This is a genomic window from Trichocoleus sp. Lan (assembly GCF_039961855.1).
Classification (GTDB): Bacteria; Cyanobacteriota; Cyanobacteriia; order Cyanobacteriales; family FACHB-T130; genus FACHB-T130.
Genome location: NZ_JAMPKA010000018.1, coordinates 43,116 through 61,582 on the forward strand (window position 1 = coordinate 43,116; position 18,467 = coordinate 61,582).

At 47.5% G+C, this 18,467-nt stretch carries 15 protein-coding genes; 5 read left to right on the forward strand and 10 right to left on the reverse strand.

The window, feature by feature from the left end; all coding sequences use genetic code 11:
* The first annotated feature begins 526 nt into the window (after positions 1 to 526).
* The 4 genes from NDA03_RS16840 to trmFO all read left to right on the forward strand — a co-directional run bounded on the left by NDA03_RS16840 (position 527) and on the right by trmFO (position 6,904).
* A complete protein-coding gene (locus tag NDA03_RS16840) occupies positions 527 to 3,475 on the forward strand; it encodes an ATP-binding protein (protein ID WP_348238646.1) in 2,949 nt (982 codons plus the stop codon).
* Between the two features lie 116 nt (positions 3,476 to 3,591).
* Positions 3,592 to 3,837, forward strand: a complete 246-nt coding sequence (locus NDA03_RS16845; RefSeq protein ID WP_190414396.1) for a hypothetical protein — start codon at positions 3,592 to 3,594, stop codon at positions 3,835 to 3,837.
* Positions 3,838 to 3,856: 19 nt separating this feature from the next.
* The gene (locus tag NDA03_RS16850) at positions 3,857 to 5,356 is read left to right on the forward strand and encodes a site-2 protease family protein (protein ID WP_348238647.1); all 1,500 of its coding nucleotides are present in this window, start codon (positions 3,857 to 3,859) and stop codon (positions 5,354 to 5,356) included.
* A 147-nt stretch (positions 5,357 to 5,503) separates the two neighbouring features.
* Positions 5,504 to 6,904, forward strand: coding sequence for an FADH(2)-oxidizing methylenetetrahydrofolate--tRNA-(uracil(54)-C(5))-methyltransferase TrmFO (gene trmFO / locus NDA03_RS16855; RefSeq protein WP_348238648.1), 1,401 nt, complete (start codon positions 5,504 to 5,506; stop codon positions 6,902 to 6,904).
* 107 nt (positions 6,905 to 7,011) lie between these two features.
* On the opposite strand, the gene NDA03_RS16860 is transcribed toward trmFO, so the two are convergent.
* The 5 genes from NDA03_RS16860 to NDA03_RS16880 all read right to left on the reverse strand — a co-directional run bounded on the left by NDA03_RS16860 (position 7,012) and on the right by NDA03_RS16880 (position 10,967).
* Positions 7,012 to 7,179: a hypothetical protein gene (locus tag NDA03_RS16860; protein ID WP_190414399.1), complete on the reverse strand. Its 168-nt coding sequence runs from the start codon at positions 7,177 to 7,179 to the stop codon at positions 7,012 to 7,014.
* Between the two features lie 258 nt (positions 7,180 to 7,437).
* Positions 7,438 to 8,481, reverse strand: a complete 1,044-nt coding sequence (locus NDA03_RS16865; RefSeq protein WP_348238649.1) for a UDP-N-acetylglucosamine--LPS N-acetylglucosamine transferase — start codon at positions 8,479 to 8,481, stop codon at positions 7,438 to 7,440.
* 112 nt (positions 8,482 to 8,593) lie between these two features.
* Entirely contained in the window at positions 8,594 to 9,247 is a 654-nt protein-coding gene (locus NDA03_RS16870; RefSeq protein ID WP_348238650.1) for an FHA domain-containing protein, read from the reverse strand.
* Between the two features lie 3 nt (positions 9,248 to 9,250).
* Positions 9,251 to 9,943 (reverse strand): hypothetical protein, encoded by a 693-nt coding sequence (locus NDA03_RS16875; RefSeq protein ID WP_348238651.1) that lies wholly within the window; start codon positions 9,941 to 9,943, stop codon positions 9,251 to 9,253.
* Between the two features lie 100 nt (positions 9,944 to 10,043).
* Positions 10,044 to 10,967 carry a hypothetical protein gene (locus NDA03_RS16880; RefSeq protein ID WP_348238652.1) on the reverse strand — a complete coding sequence of 308 codons (924 nt, stop codon included), beginning with the start codon at positions 10,965 to 10,967 and terminating at the stop codon, positions 10,044 to 10,046.
* Between the two features lie 164 nt (positions 10,968 to 11,131).
* Between NDA03_RS16880 and NDA03_RS16885 the strand changes: the two genes are divergently transcribed.
* Positions 11,132 to 12,397: a glycosyltransferase family 4 protein gene (locus NDA03_RS16885; RefSeq protein ID WP_348238653.1), complete on the forward strand. Its 1,266-nt coding sequence runs from the start codon at positions 11,132 to 11,134 to the stop codon at positions 12,395 to 12,397.
* Here the strand turns inward: NDA03_RS16885 and NDA03_RS16890 are convergent.
* The 5 genes from NDA03_RS16890 to NDA03_RS16910 form a co-directional block, all read right to left on the reverse strand.
* Entirely contained in the window at positions 12,358 to 13,575 is a 1,218-nt protein-coding gene (locus NDA03_RS16890) for a glycosyltransferase (RefSeq protein WP_190531694.1), read from the reverse strand. The two genes, NDA03_RS16885 and NDA03_RS16890, sit on opposite strands and share 40 nt — an antisense overlap.
* 281 nt (positions 13,576 to 13,856) lie before the next feature.
* Positions 13,857 to 14,594 (reverse strand): PP2C family serine/threonine-protein phosphatase, encoded by a 738-nt coding sequence (locus NDA03_RS16895; protein ID WP_348238654.1) that lies wholly within the window; start codon positions 14,592 to 14,594, stop codon positions 13,857 to 13,859.
* Positions 14,595 to 14,633: 39 nt separating this feature from the next.
* Positions 14,634 to 16,391, reverse strand: coding sequence for an AarF/ABC1/UbiB kinase family protein (locus NDA03_RS16900; RefSeq protein WP_348232395.1), 1,758 nt, complete (start codon positions 16,389 to 16,391; stop codon positions 14,634 to 14,636).
* 140 nt (positions 16,392 to 16,531) lie between these two features.
* A complete protein-coding gene (locus NDA03_RS16905) occupies positions 16,532 to 16,858 on the reverse strand; it encodes a DUF6825 family protein (protein ID WP_190414406.1) in 327 nt (108 codons plus the stop codon).
* Between the two features lie 69 nt (positions 16,859 to 16,927).
* On the reverse strand, positions 16,928 to 18,376 hold the full coding sequence (locus NDA03_RS16910; RefSeq protein ID WP_348238655.1) for a protein kinase: 1,449 nt from the start codon (positions 18,374 to 18,376) through the stop codon (positions 16,928 to 16,930).
* Positions 18,377 to 18,467: the final 91 nt, after the last annotated feature.

The following is an 18,467-nucleotide window of genomic DNA, read 5'->3' on the forward strand; positions in this document are numbered from 1 at the left end:
AAGAGGCACAGGTGCTTCAGGGGCAGATGGATTGAGAGAATTCTTGCTTAGTGCTTAGTCCGTGCTTGGCACCGAACACAACGACTATAAACATTAACGGATATCGCCTAACGGCTGATAATAACAGCCTTCAGTTTTTTTATTTCTGTTGTGAGTAATACCAAAATCGCAAAAAAAGAAAATCTAGATAAAACTTAATAGTGCATTTACCGAAGCGAGTGCAGTAAGTTTGATTCCACAATGAAAGAGCAGTGTAAATTGGGAATCAAGCAATGCTCGGCTTGAGTGGAAATAGATTCTAGAAAAATCTGAGGCTGAGTGGGTTTTAACTGCGATCGCACGGGCCCATGCGATTGCTTAATTTTTAAGGCACGCCTACCACTGGTGAGAGTTTTTACCCCTAAATATAGCGATCGCGCTCATGGTTTTCCTGGCAAACGATCTTAGATACTCTATCAGTCGGTCAACAGTTTTATCTGTTGCCCACTCATTGCTGAAGTTTTTAGCTTCACAACCAGATTCCAGAGTGGTACTCATCGCCGGGGGTAAGTCTGACTTTACTCCGAGCGACCTGTGCCCGGAGAGACAATCAAAAGGAGCGCGGTGCGGGTATGCATCCCCAGAAGCAGGTGCTTTGGGTTTGCCGGAGCTGCTGACCCCGCCCAACTGTTTTTTGAATCTGGCAATGGGGAAGCCATCAGCAACCCATTGCGAGAATAAATGTGAGAATCAACACAGATGGTTGCCTTGTTCGTTGAAGCTGCGGAAGTTAACTCGAACCCTTAGCTCAACTCCAGAGACTCAAAGCAAGGTGCCCTCGTTGGTGATTTTGGGATTGGGCGATCGCTTCAATGTGATGTTGCACAGCTACAAAACCACTGAGAATTCTGAACTAAACGCCAATCCTTACGAGCTGTGTTTTGGCTTCGATCCGGCGATTGTGGGCAGTATTTGCGCCGAAATTTCTCGCGGGTTGCACTTAACCCCAGAAATCTCCCCTCTTTTCGAGCGAGCCATTGCCGATTGGTTCCCTCAACCCAATCTCCCAGCTTTGCAGAGCGAATTCACATCAACGCTGGTGAGTGCTATCTTAACCAGTCAAATTAGCACTCAGACTCCAGAAAAAGCAGATACAAATGCTTGTAGCAGTGCTGGGGCGAGTTTAATCGGCAATCCTACAACCGACATTCAGATTAAAACCGCCTTGTTGAGGGAGCCGGGAATCCAGGCGCACCTTGTCCACCCCCCCATTCCCCAGGCTGTAGTGCCGAGTTGGCAACAGCCAGAAAAGTTACTCCAAGAACTGCTACGAATTAGCTGGTCAAGCCAGGGAGCGCAGGTAATTTTGCAGCGTTCGGCGGTGTTGATTCAAGAGACTTTTGGGGTTAGTCGGTGTTTAATTGCGTTCTATAGCGCTAAAGATGAGCGTACCTTGTGGAGTGCGATCGCCCACGATTCATCTATCCCCCTTTCGGCTCGGCAAACTCACGATCCTGAATGGGCAAACATCGAACAGTGCCTTCTCAAACATCATCAGGGCAATCCTTGGGCAACTGAGCGAAACATTGGCTCAACGGCTGCCGAATCTATCTTTTTGACCTGGTTGCATACACACCCGCAGAAAATCGAGCCGCGAGAGATGGCATCTCTACACGGTGCGTCTGGACTGGTTGGTTTGCTACTGCTTGAGCAATGGGATGAGAAGCGGGAGTGGCAACCGGGAGAGCGGCAATTACTGCATCTGGCGCTGCAATTGGTAGAGCGAGGACACAACCTGGCGACGCTTTACCAGCAAGCGGAGGAACGAATTACTCATGCGGCGCTATTAAATCGGCTGGTTGCCCAAATCCGGGCTTCTTTAGAACTGTCCCATATCTTTGAAACGGTGACGCTGGAACTGGGTCATCTTTTGGTGGCAGATCGATGTTTGATTTTTCAGTATTTAGAGGAACAGCAGTGTTGGAAGCCGCTGACTGAGTATCGCGCTCATGCTGATATCCTCACAGCCATGAACTTGATCGTTCCCGATCAAAAAAACTGTTGTTCCAGAACGCTGCGAAATCTACAGGTTGTCCAGGTGAGCGATACGCGCTTAGTGGATGACCCGATGAATCGCTCTTTGGCGGCAAAATATCCGGGCGCTTGGTTAATGGTGCCAATTCACCGACAGCAAAAGATTTGGGGCTGCTTAACCTTCGCTCAGGATCAATTTCCCCGTTACTGGCACGAGTCGGAGTTAAGATTTATCACGACCGTTGCCGACCAACTAGCGATCGCTATCTACCAAGCAACCCTTTACCAACAAATTCAGGCGCAAAACCAAACCCTAGAAGCCTTGGTACGAGAACGCACCGCTGAGCTGGAAAGTTTCTTTGATGCTCACCCAGACTACATTTTTGTGGTCGAGCGCGAGAATCTGCGTCTGCGCTTTTGCAATCATGCTTTTGCTCAAAGGATGGGGTTTGACAACCGATATGCCGTTCAGGATCGGTCGATTCTAGAATGCTTCCCGCCTCTGATTGCTAAGTCGTTTGCCAAACAAAATTTGCGGGTTTTTGAATCGGGAGAAACGCTACACGAACAGGAAACCCTAGTTTTCCCAGATGGGATTCACCACTTCGACACTTCCAGAGTGCCGTTGAAGCACTCTAATGGTGAGGTTTATGCTTGCTTGGGGACTTTCCGTGAAATTACGGAGCTAGTGGAGACGAAGCAGGCGCTATCTCTGAGAACCGAGCAGTTGCAAGATGCCTTGACTGCTGCGAATGCAGCTTCTCAGGCTAAAACTGAGTTTCTAGCAACCATGAGTCATGAATTGCGGACACCGCTCACATCTGTGATTGGGATGTCCTCCGCTTTAATGCAACCGTATTTTGGCGAACTGAGCGGAAAACAGAAAGAATATCTCAAGATTATTCACAATAGCGGACAGCACCTGTTGCAGCTGATTAACGATATTCTCGATTTATCTAAGATTGAATCCGGTAAGGCGTCTTTAACCCTCAGTCAGTTTTCTCTGCGTCAGGTAGGGATTGAAAGTTTGGAACTGCTGCAAGAAAAGGCTCAAGTCCAACAGGTGAAGCTAACAGGGGATTTCGCTGAGTTGCCTCCCGCCGATGAATTTTGGGGGGATGAACGGCGCGTGCGGCAAATCTTGCTGAATCTACTCTCGAATGCGGTAAAGTTCACACCACCAGGGGGTGAGGTATGGCTGCGGATGCAGTGTGAAAGTAACCAGGCGATGATTGAGGTGGCAGACACGGGAATTGGGATTCCGATGGAGAAACAGCATCTTTTGTTTGAGGCGTTTCAACAAATTGATAGCTCTCTGCATCGGCAGCACGAAGGGACTGGGTTGGGATTGGCTTTAACTCGCCAGTTGGTGGAGATGCATGGCGGCACGATTAGCTTCCATTCAGAGGTAGATGCGGGAACGGTATTCGTGGTTTATCTTCTAGCCCAAAATCCAAAGTGAATGGGTGAGGGAGAATCGGTCGCAAAGAATAAATAAAATCTAGCGACTCCCGACTTTGTTTTCGGCAAACCTTCAAAACAATCGGTCGGGATATCCCCTGGGTTTTCTACAATGGAATGGGGTGTTCCATCCGATGTGTCCCGATTGGGTGGAGATGCACAAATGGTGTTAAGGATGGTGTCAAGGACAGCCAGTTGAAGTTTTACGTGCTGGATGCGGCTGTTCCTTCGAGGGGTTATAAGTCGGGATGGTGGCGCTGTATTCTGGAGAATCTGCTTGCACTTTGCTCTTTTAAGCAATTGGCTGGCACGTTAATTGCCAATCTGGAATGGCTAATTGCTAGCCAGTTAATTCTCCTGTAGACCAATTCAGATTTAGATCATGGAACTCTGGTTGCTCCTACTGTTACTAGGACTGTTTACTTACTTCATCGTGAAGCGCAGTGTTGCCAGCATCACCCGAACCCCAATCTGGCTTTTGTGGATGGTGATGATGACACCGGCATTCATTTGGAGTGCCTGGATTTTGGTCTACGGTGAAGATAAGCGAATGCCGCCAGCTTTGGAGATTGCCCCGTTTATCATTTGCCCGATATTGTACTGGCTGCTGATTCAGTGGGGGCGTCGAGATTTTACCCCGCCGCCAAAACCGCAAGAAATGGTGGCGGAACAAGCTCAGAATCCATCTGAGGTACAGCCTGTTTCTGCTAGCGACGCAGGAAGTACTGTCCGTCCGATTGATAAAACGGAAGAAACGAATCTTCGCAATTGCTTTCCCTGGTCTATCTATTACCTCCAGAACATCGATTACCGACCCCAAGCGGTAATTTGTCGCGGCAAGTTGCGAACGAATCCGGAGGTGGCGTACCAGACAATTCGGGAGAATATTGAGAAATTATTTGGCGATCGCTTCTTTGTTGTCTTTCAAGAAGGTTTGAATGGGAGTCCGTTCTTCGCACTGGTTCCCAATCCCCAAGCTCACTCGCAGGCACAGCAGCAAACCGAACCTTTAAAACGACCGGCTTTAGCCTTAGGGCTGCTGCTTGTAACTTTGTTTACCACTACTTTAGTTGGGGTGGAAATTTCAGAAATTTCTAACGCCGCACTGCAATCTAACCCAGCTTTGCTGTTAAAAGGACTGCCCTATGCTTTGGCATTGGTGGCTATCTTAGGCATCCACGAACTCGGTCATTACCTGAGTGCCCAATATTACAAAATTCGCACCACGCTGCCTTACTTTATCCCTGTACCTTTTTTCTTGGGCACATTTGGAGCGTTCATTGGGCGGCGATCGCCCGTACCCAGCCGCAAAGCGTTATTCGATTTGGGCATTGCCAGTTCCGTTGCTGGTTTTTTGGTGACGTTACCGCTATTGTTTTGGGGATTAGCCCACTCGGATGTGGTTGCTGTGTCGGAGCAGTCGAGTATCTTAAACTTCACTTCTTTGAATCCCCGGTTTTCCCTGTTATTAACTTTGCTAAGTAAATGGGCCCTGGGATCTGAACTGACAGCAAACATGGCAATCAAGCTTCACCCAGTGGGAGTGGCGGCTTATATCGGTTTTATCTGGACAGCGTTTAAGTTGATGCCGGTAGGACATCTGGATGGCGGTCACATTGTCCATGCCATGTTTGGACAACGAAATGGGGCGATGATTGGTCAAATTAGCAGACTGCTGATGCTGGGATTGTCTTTAGTTCAGCCAGATTTGTTTATTTGGGCAATATTCTTATTCTTGATGCCAGTTTCTGATGAACCGGCGCTGAATGATGTGAGCGAACTTGACAACAAGCGCGATCTCTGGGGATTGTTAGTTTTGGCGCTTTTAGTGAGCATTCTATTGCCAGTGCCAGGAAATCTCGCGCAGTTGTTGAAGGTTTGATTCAAATAATTGAGTAAACGGTAATTGGTAATTGGTAAAAATTTTTAAGGGAGACGCGATGAATCGTGTCTGAGTTATGAGTTGTGAATTCAAGAATTTTCTTGTAACTCATCACTCTCATTAGCCATTAGCAAAGGAATAAGAACAATGGAAAAACAGCCGATTCAGGTGATAGGTGGTGGTTTAGCGGGGACGGAAGCGGCGTGGCAAATTGCGAATGCGGGTGTGCCAGTGGTGCTGCACGAAATGCGACCGTTACGGTTTAGCCCCGCCCATCACTCCGAACACCTGGCAGAATTGGTGTGCAGTAATTCCTTTGGGGCAATGTCGAGCGATCGCGCAGCCGGTCTTTTGCATGAAGAATTACGTCGTCTTGGCTCAATGATTATTAGTAAAGCCGACGAACACGCGGTTCCCGCTGGGGGTGCCTTGGCGGTGGATAGGGGCGTATTTAGCCGCGAATTGACAGAAACCCTCGCGAATCATCCCCTGATTGAGTTACGACGCGGTGAATTGCGCCAAATCCCCACAGAAGGCATTGTCGTCCTCACCAGTGGCCCGCTAACCAGTCCCGATCTGGCTGAAGATTTGCAGCAGTTCACGGGCATGGAATACATGAGCTTTTTCGATGCCGCCAGCCCGATTGTGGTGGGAGAATCGATTAACCGGGATGTGGCTTTCTTGGCTTCTCGTTACGACAAGGGAGACGCGGCTTATCTCAATTGCCCAATGAATCGGGAGCAATATCTCCACTTTAGGCAGGAACTTTGTAAGGCTGAACAAACGGAACTGAAAGACTTTGAGCGGGAAACGGCTAAGTTTTTTGAAGCTTGTCTGCCGATTGAAGAACTGGCGCAGCGGGGGGAAGATACGATGCGTTATGGCCCGTTGAAGCCGGTGGGATTGTTTGATGCCCGTAAAGGCGATTTCCGCGCTCCAGAAAATCAGTCGCAACGTCCTTATGCGGTGGTGCAGTTGCGTCAAGAAGATAAGGCGGGGCAGTTGTGGAATCTGGTAGGATTTCAGACGAATTTGCGCTGGGGCGAACAAAAGAGAGTGTTTCAGCTGATTCCAGGGTTGGAAAATGCTGAGTTTGTGCGGCTGGGCGTGATGCACCGCAACACGTTTATTAATGCGCCCCAACTGTTAAAACCTTCTTTGCAATTCCACAAACGCGCCACGTTGCTTGCGGCGGGACAGTTGGTGGGGACTGAGGGCTATACGGCAGCGGCGGCGGGTGGCTGGCTGGCAGGGACGAATGCGGCGCGGCTGGCTTTAGGCAAAGATCCGCTAACGCTACCAGGAACGACGATGATGGGGGCGTTGTTTGAATTTATTAGTTCGGCGTCATCAAAGCATTTTCAACCAATGCCGCCTAATTTCGGAATTTTGCCGGAACTGCCGACTCGGATTCGCAATAAGCAAGAGCGATATGGAGTTTATCGCGATCGCTCTTTTGCCGATTTAGCGAGTTGGAAAGCTGCGGCTAAATTGCTCGTTCCCAAGCTGAGCTTGGAACGAGAAGCAACAAGCGCTTCCATTGAATAAGGAACGGGGATTTAAGTAACCTCCCATTTTGCGTAGGGAGATGGCGCTGCCATCCCCTACAGAATGGGAATGAGTGTAAGTGATTTGATCCACCTTCCTCAGTAGCATTAAGATCCCATGAGTCCGAAATAATAACTTGCAGCAACCACGAGAATTGTTAATACTCCGATTGTCGTGCTGATAAGAAATTGCTTAGAGGTTTTTTGATTAAGCTCCTGTTTACTTTCACCTTGCTCAGTGGTAGCCCCACGATTGGTTGCTTCGTTAGTTTTCATGGTTGTTAATGGTTTATGGTTATTTAGTACCCAGTTTGCTACAACTGCCAGAAACTTCATCTAACTTAAGAATTATCAAATAAATGTATACAGCGATACTTAATAGCTTTATACTCAGTTGTCTAACAAGCAGAACTGGTTGCTTATGAATTGAATTTAACAATCTTTTGCTAAGGCTTTTTTAGGCTTTAAATTACCTAAAGCAGCTTGTACAAATGATTTTTTGATAGTATATTTTTATAATGGAAATCTGTGCGTTCAGGTAAATTGTTTCTCAATTAGCCGTACTGCCTCTACAGCACCATTAGGATAATCCGCAGGGCGATTGGATACCTGATTTTGCAGCATTGCCACAGTCGCGATCGCGTCCTCAATCTCTTCAACACAGTAGGCGCATCGCAAAGCCCTAACCTTTTGACGGTCATATAGTCGCTTAAAAGCAAAAGCAACTAACGGGACGCCTACCGCAGCACATTCATGAACTGTGTTATAACCAGCGCCGCCGGCAACGACATCAGCAGCTGGGAGGCATTCAATTCCTGGCGAATGAGACACCCAGAACTGCCGCGGACATCCCTCTGGACAGACGGGTGCTAAGACACGCACCGTTGCCTCTGGAAACGCTGCATCTAGGTGAGTTGATAACTTACCAAAGAAAGATAATTCGGAAGCTTGTCCGGCGGCACAGACAAGGATAATCTTTTTTCTAACCTCCGCTGGTGGGGTTTGTTTGTGTAGCTGCGACTTACAGTCGCCAGGTTTATGACACAATGCATCAAGACCTAGTAGAGATCGCGCCTTTTTTCTATCTGGCAGTTCCTCAGCATTGCGAATTAGCCAGGGACTGGTGTAATGGACAATTGGTAAATCTGCTAGCGGTGAATCTTCTCCTTCTCCCGGCACAATAACCGCATCGAAGTTTTCTTTAACAAAAGAGCGCAACGCGAAGCGGTGAATATAAACTGGGCTGATATCGCGGTGAATTAAAATTCGGGGGATGTGTTTTAACTGGGGCAAAATATCTGCCAATTCACCACCCAAACCGCGAGGAAAAGTATCAACAATTAAACAGTCGTAACGGGTGTTCAATAAAACATCTCGCACTTGTTCGCAAGTCGCCCCAAAACCAGCGTCAGGTGCAATGATTTGCACATCGCAATCTTCCCCGCGCAAGTAAGTTGCATAAGGGCTATTCGTAAGAATTCTGACGTTATGGTAACGGGTAGCCATTCGTCCGAGAGATAAGCTACGGGTAAGATGTCCCCAACCGCCTCCCAAAGCATAAATTAACCAAGTTGACATTTTCGGAGTTTTCAACGCAAAGAATACAAAGGTAAATGCAAAAGTACGCTAAGGAATCCTTTTTTCTTAGCGTACCTCTGCGTTATCCTTGGCGTACTTCTGCGTTAAAAATTTAACTTGCCCCCATATCCATCTCAAAATCGGCATCCATTTCTCCTTCTAGACTCATATTGTCTGCTTCGGTGAAATCGACATTGCCAGTTTCCGGGTCATAATCATAGCGATCGCGGTTGTCATAGTAGTTGCTGCCCCAATAACCGCGATTGTAGTTACCATATCCAGAGTAATAGGAATAATCGTAGTAATAGGGGTTATTATCTGGGTAACTACAATAAGGACAGCCAATGTTTGTAGTGCGTCCGCAGCGACGTTTGAAGAGAAATCCCACCATGCGATCGCATTCTCCACTTGCAGCCATCCCCGATGAACTGGTAGCCTGACTGCTGCTGGGATTGAGTTGAATTTCGTAGGAGCCGATTTGCAAGCGATCGCCATCGATTAGCGTACTACTGGGCAACCGGACGCTGTTAATTAAGGTGCCAGTACTGCTATTTTGATCGACTACGATTAACTCGCCATTCGCTACATCAATTAGAGCATGATATTCAGCCACTTGCTCGTTGGCTAACACAATTCTAGCAACCCGATTACCATCAATTTCTTGGGGCATTGAGGCAAATTCTCGACCCAAGGCGACAGGCGTTTCTAACATGGGCTCTCGTCTTTCGCCGGTGGCTGGATCTATCCAACTCAGTTGAATTTGCAAGGATTATTTCCCTCCCGAACGATTAACTGCGTAAGCTAAAGCGGCTTTTTGTTCTTTGCTTAAAACGTCGAATCCGAAACTAGCGATCGCAGCTGGGTTTACCTGCGATTTAGTAGAAAAAACTGGTTTGTCGGCTGCATTTATCAAAGAAGTTTTGCCATTTTTTACTTTTACCTTATAAAGCGACTGTTTATCCGGTGACTCAACCTCAAAACCATAATCTCGCGCTTTAATTCTGTAAATCTCTTTATCCGCCGCATCTTCTAACTTATAATCTCCATCATTCTGTCTTCGCAAAATATACAATTCTTTTGTCTGAGCTGCATTTTCAACCTTCCAGTAACCCTCTTTTGTTACAACGTAGCCTAAAACTTGATCGGCAGGATTCTTGATTTTTACTTTCCCCTCACCATCAACATTAAACCGGGCTAATTCTTTGTCCTTGTCATCAAGCAATTTAGCCCCATCTGCCTCTGGTTTCAGCGCAAAAGATTCCGCACCTCCTTCTTGTTTAAATTTGATTTTTTCTGTATTAGTCGCCACCGTTGACGAATTATTCTGGGCAATCGGAGATGTTTGCGGGTTAGATGTTGTAGATACTTCTGGTGCCTGCTTAACAGAATTACTACAAGAACCTAGCAGTATTACCGCTGCCAAAGCTAAGCCGGAAAAAAATGTTCTGTTCATGTTATTCATTGTTCAAGTTTCTACCAAAATACTTTCTTTATTTAGTAACAGTTTGCATAATTAATGTTCCGGATTTTTGCAAACAAACTAAATATGTTTTTACTTTTACTTACTTTGCCTTAGATAACATCCGAGCTAAATTTAGAACTTGATACAGGCTGAGAAACATCATCGTGATAGTTTGATACAATGTTTCTTCGTTCCAAGGCATCGAAGGTGGCATTTTCACGACTAAGTTTATTCCCTTATCCGTCACTCTCATCCGTTTTACCTTAGTCAGTTTTGGAATTTTTACTGCATTCACAGCTTCATTGTTCAGAACTTTGATTGCCCCGTACCGTCGTTGCGGATAAGTTAAATCCACACTGATATCTAATCCCTTGGCTTTCGATTTCGTTTTGTATTTTGATTTGCCGCTTCTAGAAGTTTTCCATCCATAAGCGGTCTGATTTAGCTCAGAAGTTGTTAATACAAAACGAGTTTTATCTGAAAATTGTCCTTCCATTTTTAGCCAATCATCTTGGAAAATATCTATTTTAAATCCTGATTTCGAGGGATGGGCAACTGTTTTAATCTGCTTAGATTTTTGATGGGCTGGACTGAGATCTAAATGAACACTGACCTTAGCTTCCTTATCCATATCTCGCTCCAGCATTTCCAAAATTTTTTCCGTTAATGCATAGCGATGATTTGGTAAATTTAATCGGCTATATTTACTCCTCCTTATTCCTGCATAAATCGCTACGATCGTACATCCTAATCCAACAAACAATAATAAAATAGTTACAATATTTCCAAATAATTGAAGCCCATCTCCCATCTCTCCTACAACTATCATTAAAATGAACGCTATAACAATTGAAGTAATCGCACCAATAACACATTTGGTTGCTAAACTTCCAAACTCTGTTTGCTTTGCCTCCGAGGCTCTATCTAGGGTTGCCATTTCCCTTAAGTCTTTGACAATATCAGAAACAGCAGCCGTCACCGAATAAGTCAGAGATTTGCGAAAGGTTTCTAAATTTATTGACATTTGTAATAAAAATTCAATATCAATGAATCGGGAATTACGGAAGGTAGCGATCGCTTACCTAAAATCACACTCAAACGCTTTGATAACAGATACGTTCTCGGAAGTGGTAATTATCGTTACAAAAAGTTAGAATCTTAGGGCAAAATTGAGTCATAGTTTAGTTGATGAACGATTCTAGAATAGTTTACGTTTCTTTTGATACCGTACCAGCGCCCAAGGGAGCCGCAATTCATATTTCTGCTTTTACTCAAGCTTTGGCAGATGCTTTTGGCGACATTCAGCTAGTGACAGTTTCCCCGACAGCCTACGCAGTAAATCAGAGGGAATCACCCTATGTTATCCAATCCATGTTACCTGCGCTAGGAGATACGTTAATTAATCGAGTGCTTTATTTTCGCGCGATGCTGGGCAATTGGTGGCAGAATCAGTGGTTTGAGACAGTGCATATCCGTTCTATTTATGAAGGATTTCCCATTGCCCTGAGCAAAGAAAAATTATGTAAGTATTTAATTTTTGAAGTTAATGGATTGCCATCCATTGAACTCAAATATCGCTATCCAGCAGTGGCAGAAGATCGGGAATTATTGCACAAATTAAAGGCGCAAGAAAAAATTTGTTTAGAAGCATCAGATTTAATTTTAACGCCTAGTTCCGTAACCAGAGACTATCTCCAAACAAGAGGGGTTCCCGGCTCAAAAATCCGTGTCATTCCCAATGGAGTTGATTTAGATATATTTACTTATCGTCCTTCAAAATTTAGGGATGCCGAGTATCCAAATCTTCCCTATCAGGACAAGGAAACGCCACCCCTACAGATTGAAAATGATTCAATAAAGACTCAGCCTCGATTTCAGGTGTTATATTTTGGGACGTTTTCCCCTTGGCAAGGGATTAATCTTGCTGTTGAAGCACTGGCACTTGCTGACCGGGATTTTCCTACTCAATTAACAGTCCTTGGACAAGGTCGCGACTTTCAGATCTTAGCCTTAAAACAGCTAGCTTTAAAACTAGGAGTAGCAGAGTCTCTCACGATTTTAGACCCTGTATCGCAAGCGGAACTCGTCCAAAAAATTCATGCATCTGATGTAATTTTGGCTCCGTTGACGCCCAATGACCGAAATCTGGTTCAGGGTTGTTGTCCTTTAAAGATTTTGGAAGGAATGGCGACAGGTACGCCGGTGATTGCTAGCGATTTACCAGTAGCGAGAGAATTGGGTGAGGATGGGGTGCATTTTCTGCTCGTGAAACCGGGTTCTGCAAAGGCAATTAAAGATGCTTTACTGAGGTTAAAAACAGAACCGGAATTGGCAAGAAATTTGGCGAGGAATGCCCGTCAGCAGATCGAAAATGCTTACACTTGGAAACACGCCGGTGATGCTTTGGTGGCAGCTTATGAGGAACTTGGAATTAAACGATCGATAACAGTTTGAAGCCGCTGATTTTCATGTTTTAGAGAAAATTCAGCGAGAATGCGATCGCGCCCTGCCATCCCAATCTGACGCCTAGCACTTGGCTCTAAATCTAAACACTCCAGCACCGCCTCACCCAGTCGATGTAACTGGGAACGAGGAAGCAAAAATCCACTTTTCCCATGCTCAATCACCTCTGGAATTCCACCGGCATCGCTGGCAATACAGCAACAACCACAAGCGATCGCTTCTAGCAGCGCATTCGGCATCCCCTCCCATACAGAAGGTTGCAGATAGACATCACACAGCCGCAGATGCCCCGCTACCGCCGCAGGACTCGCTAAATGTCCGGTAATAATCACCCGCTTGGCGTCTTCTGGATGCTGAGTCGCATACAGTTGTAGTGCTGCTTCTTGAGACGCCCGCACTTCCCCGATAATTAACAAACAGGCAGGACGCTGAGCGCGGACTATTGTTAAGGCATTCAGCAGAAACTGCTGCCCTTTCTTTTCTCGTAATTCTCCGGAAAATCCCAGTACCGCTTCATCAGGAGCAATGCCTAAAGATGCTCTCAGAAGGGATGATTCATGAGTTGCGCCAATAATGGGGGGCGAAAATACCCGCTCGTTGACGCCATTTTTCAAAACCATTACATTATCCCGCTGGGCGAGTAGCTGAATCTTTCGCGCCATATCAGCACTTACCGCTGTAATCAACCCGGTGTTTAACAGCGTCCATTGCAGTCGCGCAAAATCCCCCGGTGGAAACATGGCTCGATCGATATCATTCCCACGGGCGCTTACCGTGCTGGGAAGGCCATTTGTCGCTGCAAACCAAGTAGCTAAGAACCCACTGGGGAAGACATAGTGCCCCCAAACAGCATCGTACCCACGGCACTGATGCAGCCAGTCGAGGACATTGAGCGTATGGGGCATCGTCATATCCCAGTGGCGATATAGCCCCACCCGATAGACTTTGAGATGTTTGATAGTTTGGAAATTTTGACTTTCGGCGTGCCTAGTTGCCTTGCTAGCTACGTCTGAACTCTGGACTTCTCCCGGTTGCAAGTAACGACTCCACGCCACAACGTCTACTTCAATGCCCAACTGGCAGAGGGCGGCGGCGATGCGTCCGGCGCTACTCGCTAACCCGCCAATATCTGGGGGAAATCGTTCCGTGAGAAAAAGAAGACGTCTCAAGGGACTCTAAAGAATTGCTACTAGGACTGTTTAAAGTCTAAAGTCTAAAATGCGATCGCTCAGTTGTGAATCTGATTCCCTTAACGTTTTGTCTAACCTAGAGGGATTTCGTTTAATTCAGGAAAAATTTGAAAAACCCAGGATCTTATTCCCTTTCTGCGAACGAGTTATTCAGCGCTCAACGGAATGAGACAGCTAATCCCCATTGGCGGGGATTAGGGGCAGGGAGCCGCAGGCGATGGTGGCGTGGTTTTTTTTGATCGCGGGGAATCACCTCACCGCTATTCCTTCTCACCCGCCCCCTCAATCGCTACCAGCACCACTGTAATATTGTCTCTGCCCCCTTTATCTTTAGCGGACTCGACAAGGGCGTCGGCTGCCTTTTCCAAGGAAGTAACCTTGAGGTGAGTTGCAATCAACTGATCCGAGAGTTCTTCTGTAAGTCCATCGCTACACAGCAGCAGTCTGTCGCCTGCTTGCACATCCAGCGGTTGGATCTCAATCAGACGCAAATCTTTACGACCCAGACACTGAGACAATACGTGACGCCACGGGTGCATTTTAGCTTGTTCGGAAGTCAGCTCCCCAGCTTTCATCGCCCGTGCCACCCAAGTATGATCCTCAGTGATTTGCTCTAGAGTTGCCCCTCGCATTCGATAAAGGCGAGAGTCCCCCACATGAGCGACCCAAGGCTGCTGTTGGCGAAACATCACTACAACGCCTGTCGTGCCCATATCTGAGCGTTCTGGATGATTCGCTTGATCTTGTAAAATCGCCTGATTTGCATCCAAGAAGGCTTTTTCTAATAACGCTGGGCAAGTCTCGTCGGAATGCCAATGCTCATCTAGATAGGTGTAGATAGCCTGAGTGGCGATTTGGCTTGCCTCCTGGCCTCCTGCATGTCCTCCCATGCCATCAGCAACTATAAAAAATCGCCCATCAGGGTCGATATGGTAGTCATCTTGGTTGACGGAACGAAGAAGTCCCGCATCAGAGAGGCCCGTGGAGCGAGGAATCATATATTGTCTGCTGGCAACAGCAACTTTACTTTACCCGAATCAAAACATCCGATCAAATCGGTCGAGGCGCATGAGCAAGCGAATGAGGACAAACGCGATGGCAGATGCCCCCAGAGCAACCACGACGGCCAACCCGACATAACCCTGAACGAAGAGGATGGTGGCTGACAGAGTGAAGGCACTGATGAGCAAAGTATAGTTGGTTCCTAACTGAATACTGCTCATTCGCCGAAGAATGCGATCGCTCTCAATAGAGCGCACTCGAATTCGCAGGTCGCCCTGCTCTAATTTCTCAATCGTATCCTCAATCCGCCTGGGCAAACTCAAAGCCGTACTGCTAACTTGAGCCGCTTGCCGTCCTAATTCATTCAAGAAGCTACTACTACTATTACTGCCATTACTATCTGCCATAAGCTGCATTGCAAAGGGTTTTGCAACCTCCATAAAGTTAAATTCCGGGTCTAAGCCTTTTCCAACTCCTTCTAAAGTGGAGAAGGCTCGCATCACAAAGGTAAAAGTCGCCGGAAACCGAAAAGGTTGGTCGTAAGCAATTTCATAAAGGTCTTCACTAATCTGACTCACCGATTGGTTTTCAAACGGCTTGTCCATAAAGTGATCCAGCATATACTGAATCGATCGCCGTACGGGTCCCATATCATCAACCGCTGCCAGCGCTCCCATTTCGACGAGCGAATGCATCACTCGGTCGCCATCTTTTTGGGCAATGCCAAACAGCGTTTCCATTAGTTGCTCGCGAATGTTGGACTTAATCCGCCCCATCATGCCGAAATCATAGAAAATTAGGGCACCTTCGGGACTGACTGCGATATTGCCAGGATGCGGGTCGGCGTGGAAGAAGCCATCGTTGAGCAATTGTTGCAGGTAAGCTTTAGCACCCAGATGAGCCAGTTCCTTTCGATCTAGCCCTGCTGCTTCCAGCGCTTCATAGTGACTAATTTTGATGCCCGGAATGTACTCAAGAGTGACAACCCGTGGCGACGTATATCGCCAGTAGACACGCGGCACTTTTACCCAATCATAGGCGCGGAAGTTGCGGCGAAACGTATCGGCGTTGCTGCCTTCATTCAGGTAATCAATTTCTTCCCAAAGAATTCGGCTGCACTCCTCATAGATTCCTAGCCAGTCACGACCCCGACCCCAGTCGGGATGGTTTTGAAAGAAACGGGCAATTCCTCTAAGAATTTGCAAATCAACCGTAAACAGCTGCCGCAGTCCGGGTCGTTGTACCTTGACCACGACTTCTTCGCCGCTGTGGAGAGTTGCTTTATGTACCTGTCCCAAGCTAGCAGCCGCCAGGGGAATCGGGTCAAAAGTGCGGTAAAGCTGCGAAACTTTCTTGCTGAAGTCCTTCTCAATCAACACCTCAGCTTGTTCGTAGCTAAAAGCAGGCACTTTGTCTTGCAGCTTAGAAAGTTCCTCCACATACTCCACAGGGAATAAATCGGCACGGGTGGAGAACAGCTGCCCAACTTTAATAAAAGTCGGCCCTAGGTCTAAGAACGTCTCTCGAATCCAAATCGCTTGTGCTCTGCGTCTGTGGGCTTGTTTTTCCTCTGTAACTCCGCCCGGATAGCTCCAAGATTTGTTGTAGCGCCAGAGCTTAAACAATAAGGTTAAAACAAACCCCCAAATATCTACGAAGCGCCGTTGATGGGAGTAACGTTCGCGGTTCCACCGATAAGCCTTATCCTTACGGGCTTTATCAGCGGCACGCTGGGCACTCGGCGTGCTAGCCGCGTATCGCTTCAGTTTAGAGTCATTAGGATAGGCTGACACTCGGATTCCTAAGTCTGTTTTTTCAAGTAGTTGGCGCGATCGCAGTTGAGTGCGTGAGTTTTGGATAACTAACAACTCACAACTGAACTTTTAACTGAATTCCCCCTCAGCACGCGAACAGAGCGCTGCGCTCTCAGGATTTATACTGAGCTGCTGCGATAGCGTTGTAATTCGGCGCGAAAGCGAGCGACTTCTGCCCGAAGTTCATCAATCGTCGCTTGCAAATCTGTTGTTTGGGTGCCTTGAGGCACAATGCTGGTAGTGGTTCGCCCCCGCATCACCGTTTCAGCTTGGGCGTTAGAGCGTTCGGTCACTCGTGAGGTGAAGTGCCGCAAAGACTCTCGTTGTTCAGCATCAAATTTGCCGAGTTCTGAGAGAGCATTGGTGACGGCGTTTTCTACCTGTTCATTGAGAGCTTCTGCAACCGCTCTGCCGACAAAAAAGGCATGAACTACAGGATTAGTCATGAAAAAATCTATTTGTGCGTCCGTAACAAATTATAACTTGCTTGCTCTCAATACTTCCTACAGCCTAGGTTACAGCTTAGGCTTTGGCAGTGTATCTGGCGAAGGGGGTGCGGGTGCGACAACAGCAGCCGGGGGTGATAGCAGGTTGGCGCTGGAGGCCGGAGCAGGGGTGTCTGAGATAGGCCAGTCGTCGCGGGGTGGAAAGGATTGTTCGGTATGCAGGATAGAAGATCCCGGTCCCATTGCTCCGTTCAAGCGAACTGCCAAGCCGAATCCAGCACCCGTACAGGTAGCGATCGCAGCGGTCATCATCAGCCCTCTGCCTAGTGTCAGTTTGGGAAACTTTAAGTTTTGTAAGCTAGGAAGGTTCGCTGACGAGCCAAGCTTTGTAGGGACGCGATTCATCGCCTCTGGAATCTTGAAACTCTCTAGCGAGATTTTCAGTTTGGCAAAGGCAATCGGGAAGTTTGCCCTTATCGCTGTTTTGAGTTTTTTCGGGGCAGCACTCACTTTGGCTAGTCGAGTTTTGTAGGGGCGGGTTTTGCCCGGTCGCTTCACATCCTGACTAAGATTCCAGTTCACTCCGCTAGCAAGCGATATCTTCGGTTTCGTGTTGCTGGCTGGTTGCGGCTTTTGGGGGGCAGGCTGAGATTTGGGGATTACAGGGCGACGAGCCGTTTGGGTCGCGCGGGGAGCCTGTGGAGCCTTGGAGGCTGGCAACAGGGAGAGCCAATCTTCTACTTTTTGGGGACGCTTCTCGGCTTTGATTTCTAAGCCACACAAAATGGCAGCGATCGCAGTCGGGCTGAGTTTGGGTTGAATTTCCCGTAAATTTGGCAGAGGGATGCGATCGCGTAGCGGTGCTGGAACCGGCGGTTGACCTGTCAGCAAGCAATACAAACTTGCTGCTAAAGCATAGACATCTGTCGCTGGGGTGAGTTGTTTCGGGGAAAGATATTGTTCGATTGGGGCATATCCGGGACTCAGCAAACTGGCTTGGGTTTGCGTCACTCCCGGCGTAAATTCATCACAAAAACCAACGTCAATTAGCACTACATCATCAGTCCCTTGACGCCGGATGATGTTTTGGGGTTTGACATCTCGGTGCAGTAACCCTGCCTTGTGAATCACCGTTAAGGCACTGCCAATTTGACGAATATAGCCAAGGGCTTGGGCTTCTGGCAAAATCTGACCCGCTGGCAGCGATTCAGCCAGCGTCTGCCCCGGTATGAACTCCATGACGATGAAACATCGCCGGGATTCCTCAAACAAGTCGAGAACCCGAACCAGGTGAGGATGCTTGCAGCGAGCAAGGCGACGTGCCTGGGTGAGAAATTGCTGCCCAAACCGCTCAAAATCAGGATGAGTCCGCAGACTGTCGTTGAGGGTTTTGATGACGACCGCTTTCCCCGACTGAGTATGAGTCGCCCGGTAGGTGATCCCAAAGATACCTTGACCCAGTGGGGCGTCGAGGACGTATTTGCCGTTCTTCAGGACTGCTCCAGCCGTTAAGTTCATTAAAGATTTGTTACAGTTTTCCCAACTATGCTACCGTCTTGGTACAAATTTTGAGTCCCAGGAGGGAGGGAAGCGGCGGTTGATTACCGGG

Coding starts and splice junctions, on each gene's coding strand:
- NDA03_RS16845 (WP_190414396.1), top strand. CDS start 3,592: ATGGGGTGTTCCATCCGATGTGTCCCGATTGGGTGGAGATGCACAAAT.
- NDA03_RS16850 (WP_348238647.1), top strand. CDS start 3,857: ATGGAACTCTGGTTGCTCCTACTGTTACTAGGACTGTTTACTTACTTC.
- trmFO (WP_348238648.1), top strand. CDS start 5,504: ATGGAAAAACAGCCGATTCAGGTGATAGGTGGTGGTTTAGCGGGGACG.
- NDA03_RS16860 (WP_190414399.1), bottom strand. CDS start 7,179: ATGAAAACTAACGAAGCAACCAATCGTGGGGCTACCACTGAGCAAGGT.
- NDA03_RS16865 (WP_348238649.1), bottom strand. CDS start 8,481: ATGTCAACTTGGTTAATTTATGCTTTGGGAGGCGGTTGGGGACATCTT.
- NDA03_RS16875 (WP_348238651.1), bottom strand. CDS start 9,943: ATGAATAACATGAACAGAACATTTTTTTCCGGCTTAGCTTTGGCAGCG.
- NDA03_RS16880 (WP_348238652.1), bottom strand. CDS start 10,967: ATGTCAATAAATTTAGAAACCTTTCGCAAATCTCTGACTTATTCGGTG.
- NDA03_RS16885 (WP_348238653.1), top strand. CDS start 11,132: ATGAACGATTCTAGAATAGTTTACGTTTCTTTTGATACCGTACCAGCG.
- NDA03_RS16895 (WP_348238654.1), bottom strand. CDS start 14,594: ATGATTCCTCGCTCCACGGGCCTCTCTGATGCGGGACTTCTTCGTTCC.
- NDA03_RS16905 (WP_190414406.1), bottom strand. CDS start 16,858: ATGACTAATCCTGTAGTTCATGCCTTTTTTGTCGGCAGAGCGGTTGCA.
- NDA03_RS16910 (WP_348238655.1), bottom strand. CDS start 18,376: ATGAACTTAACGGCTGGAGCAGTCCTGAAGAACGGCAAATACGTCCTC.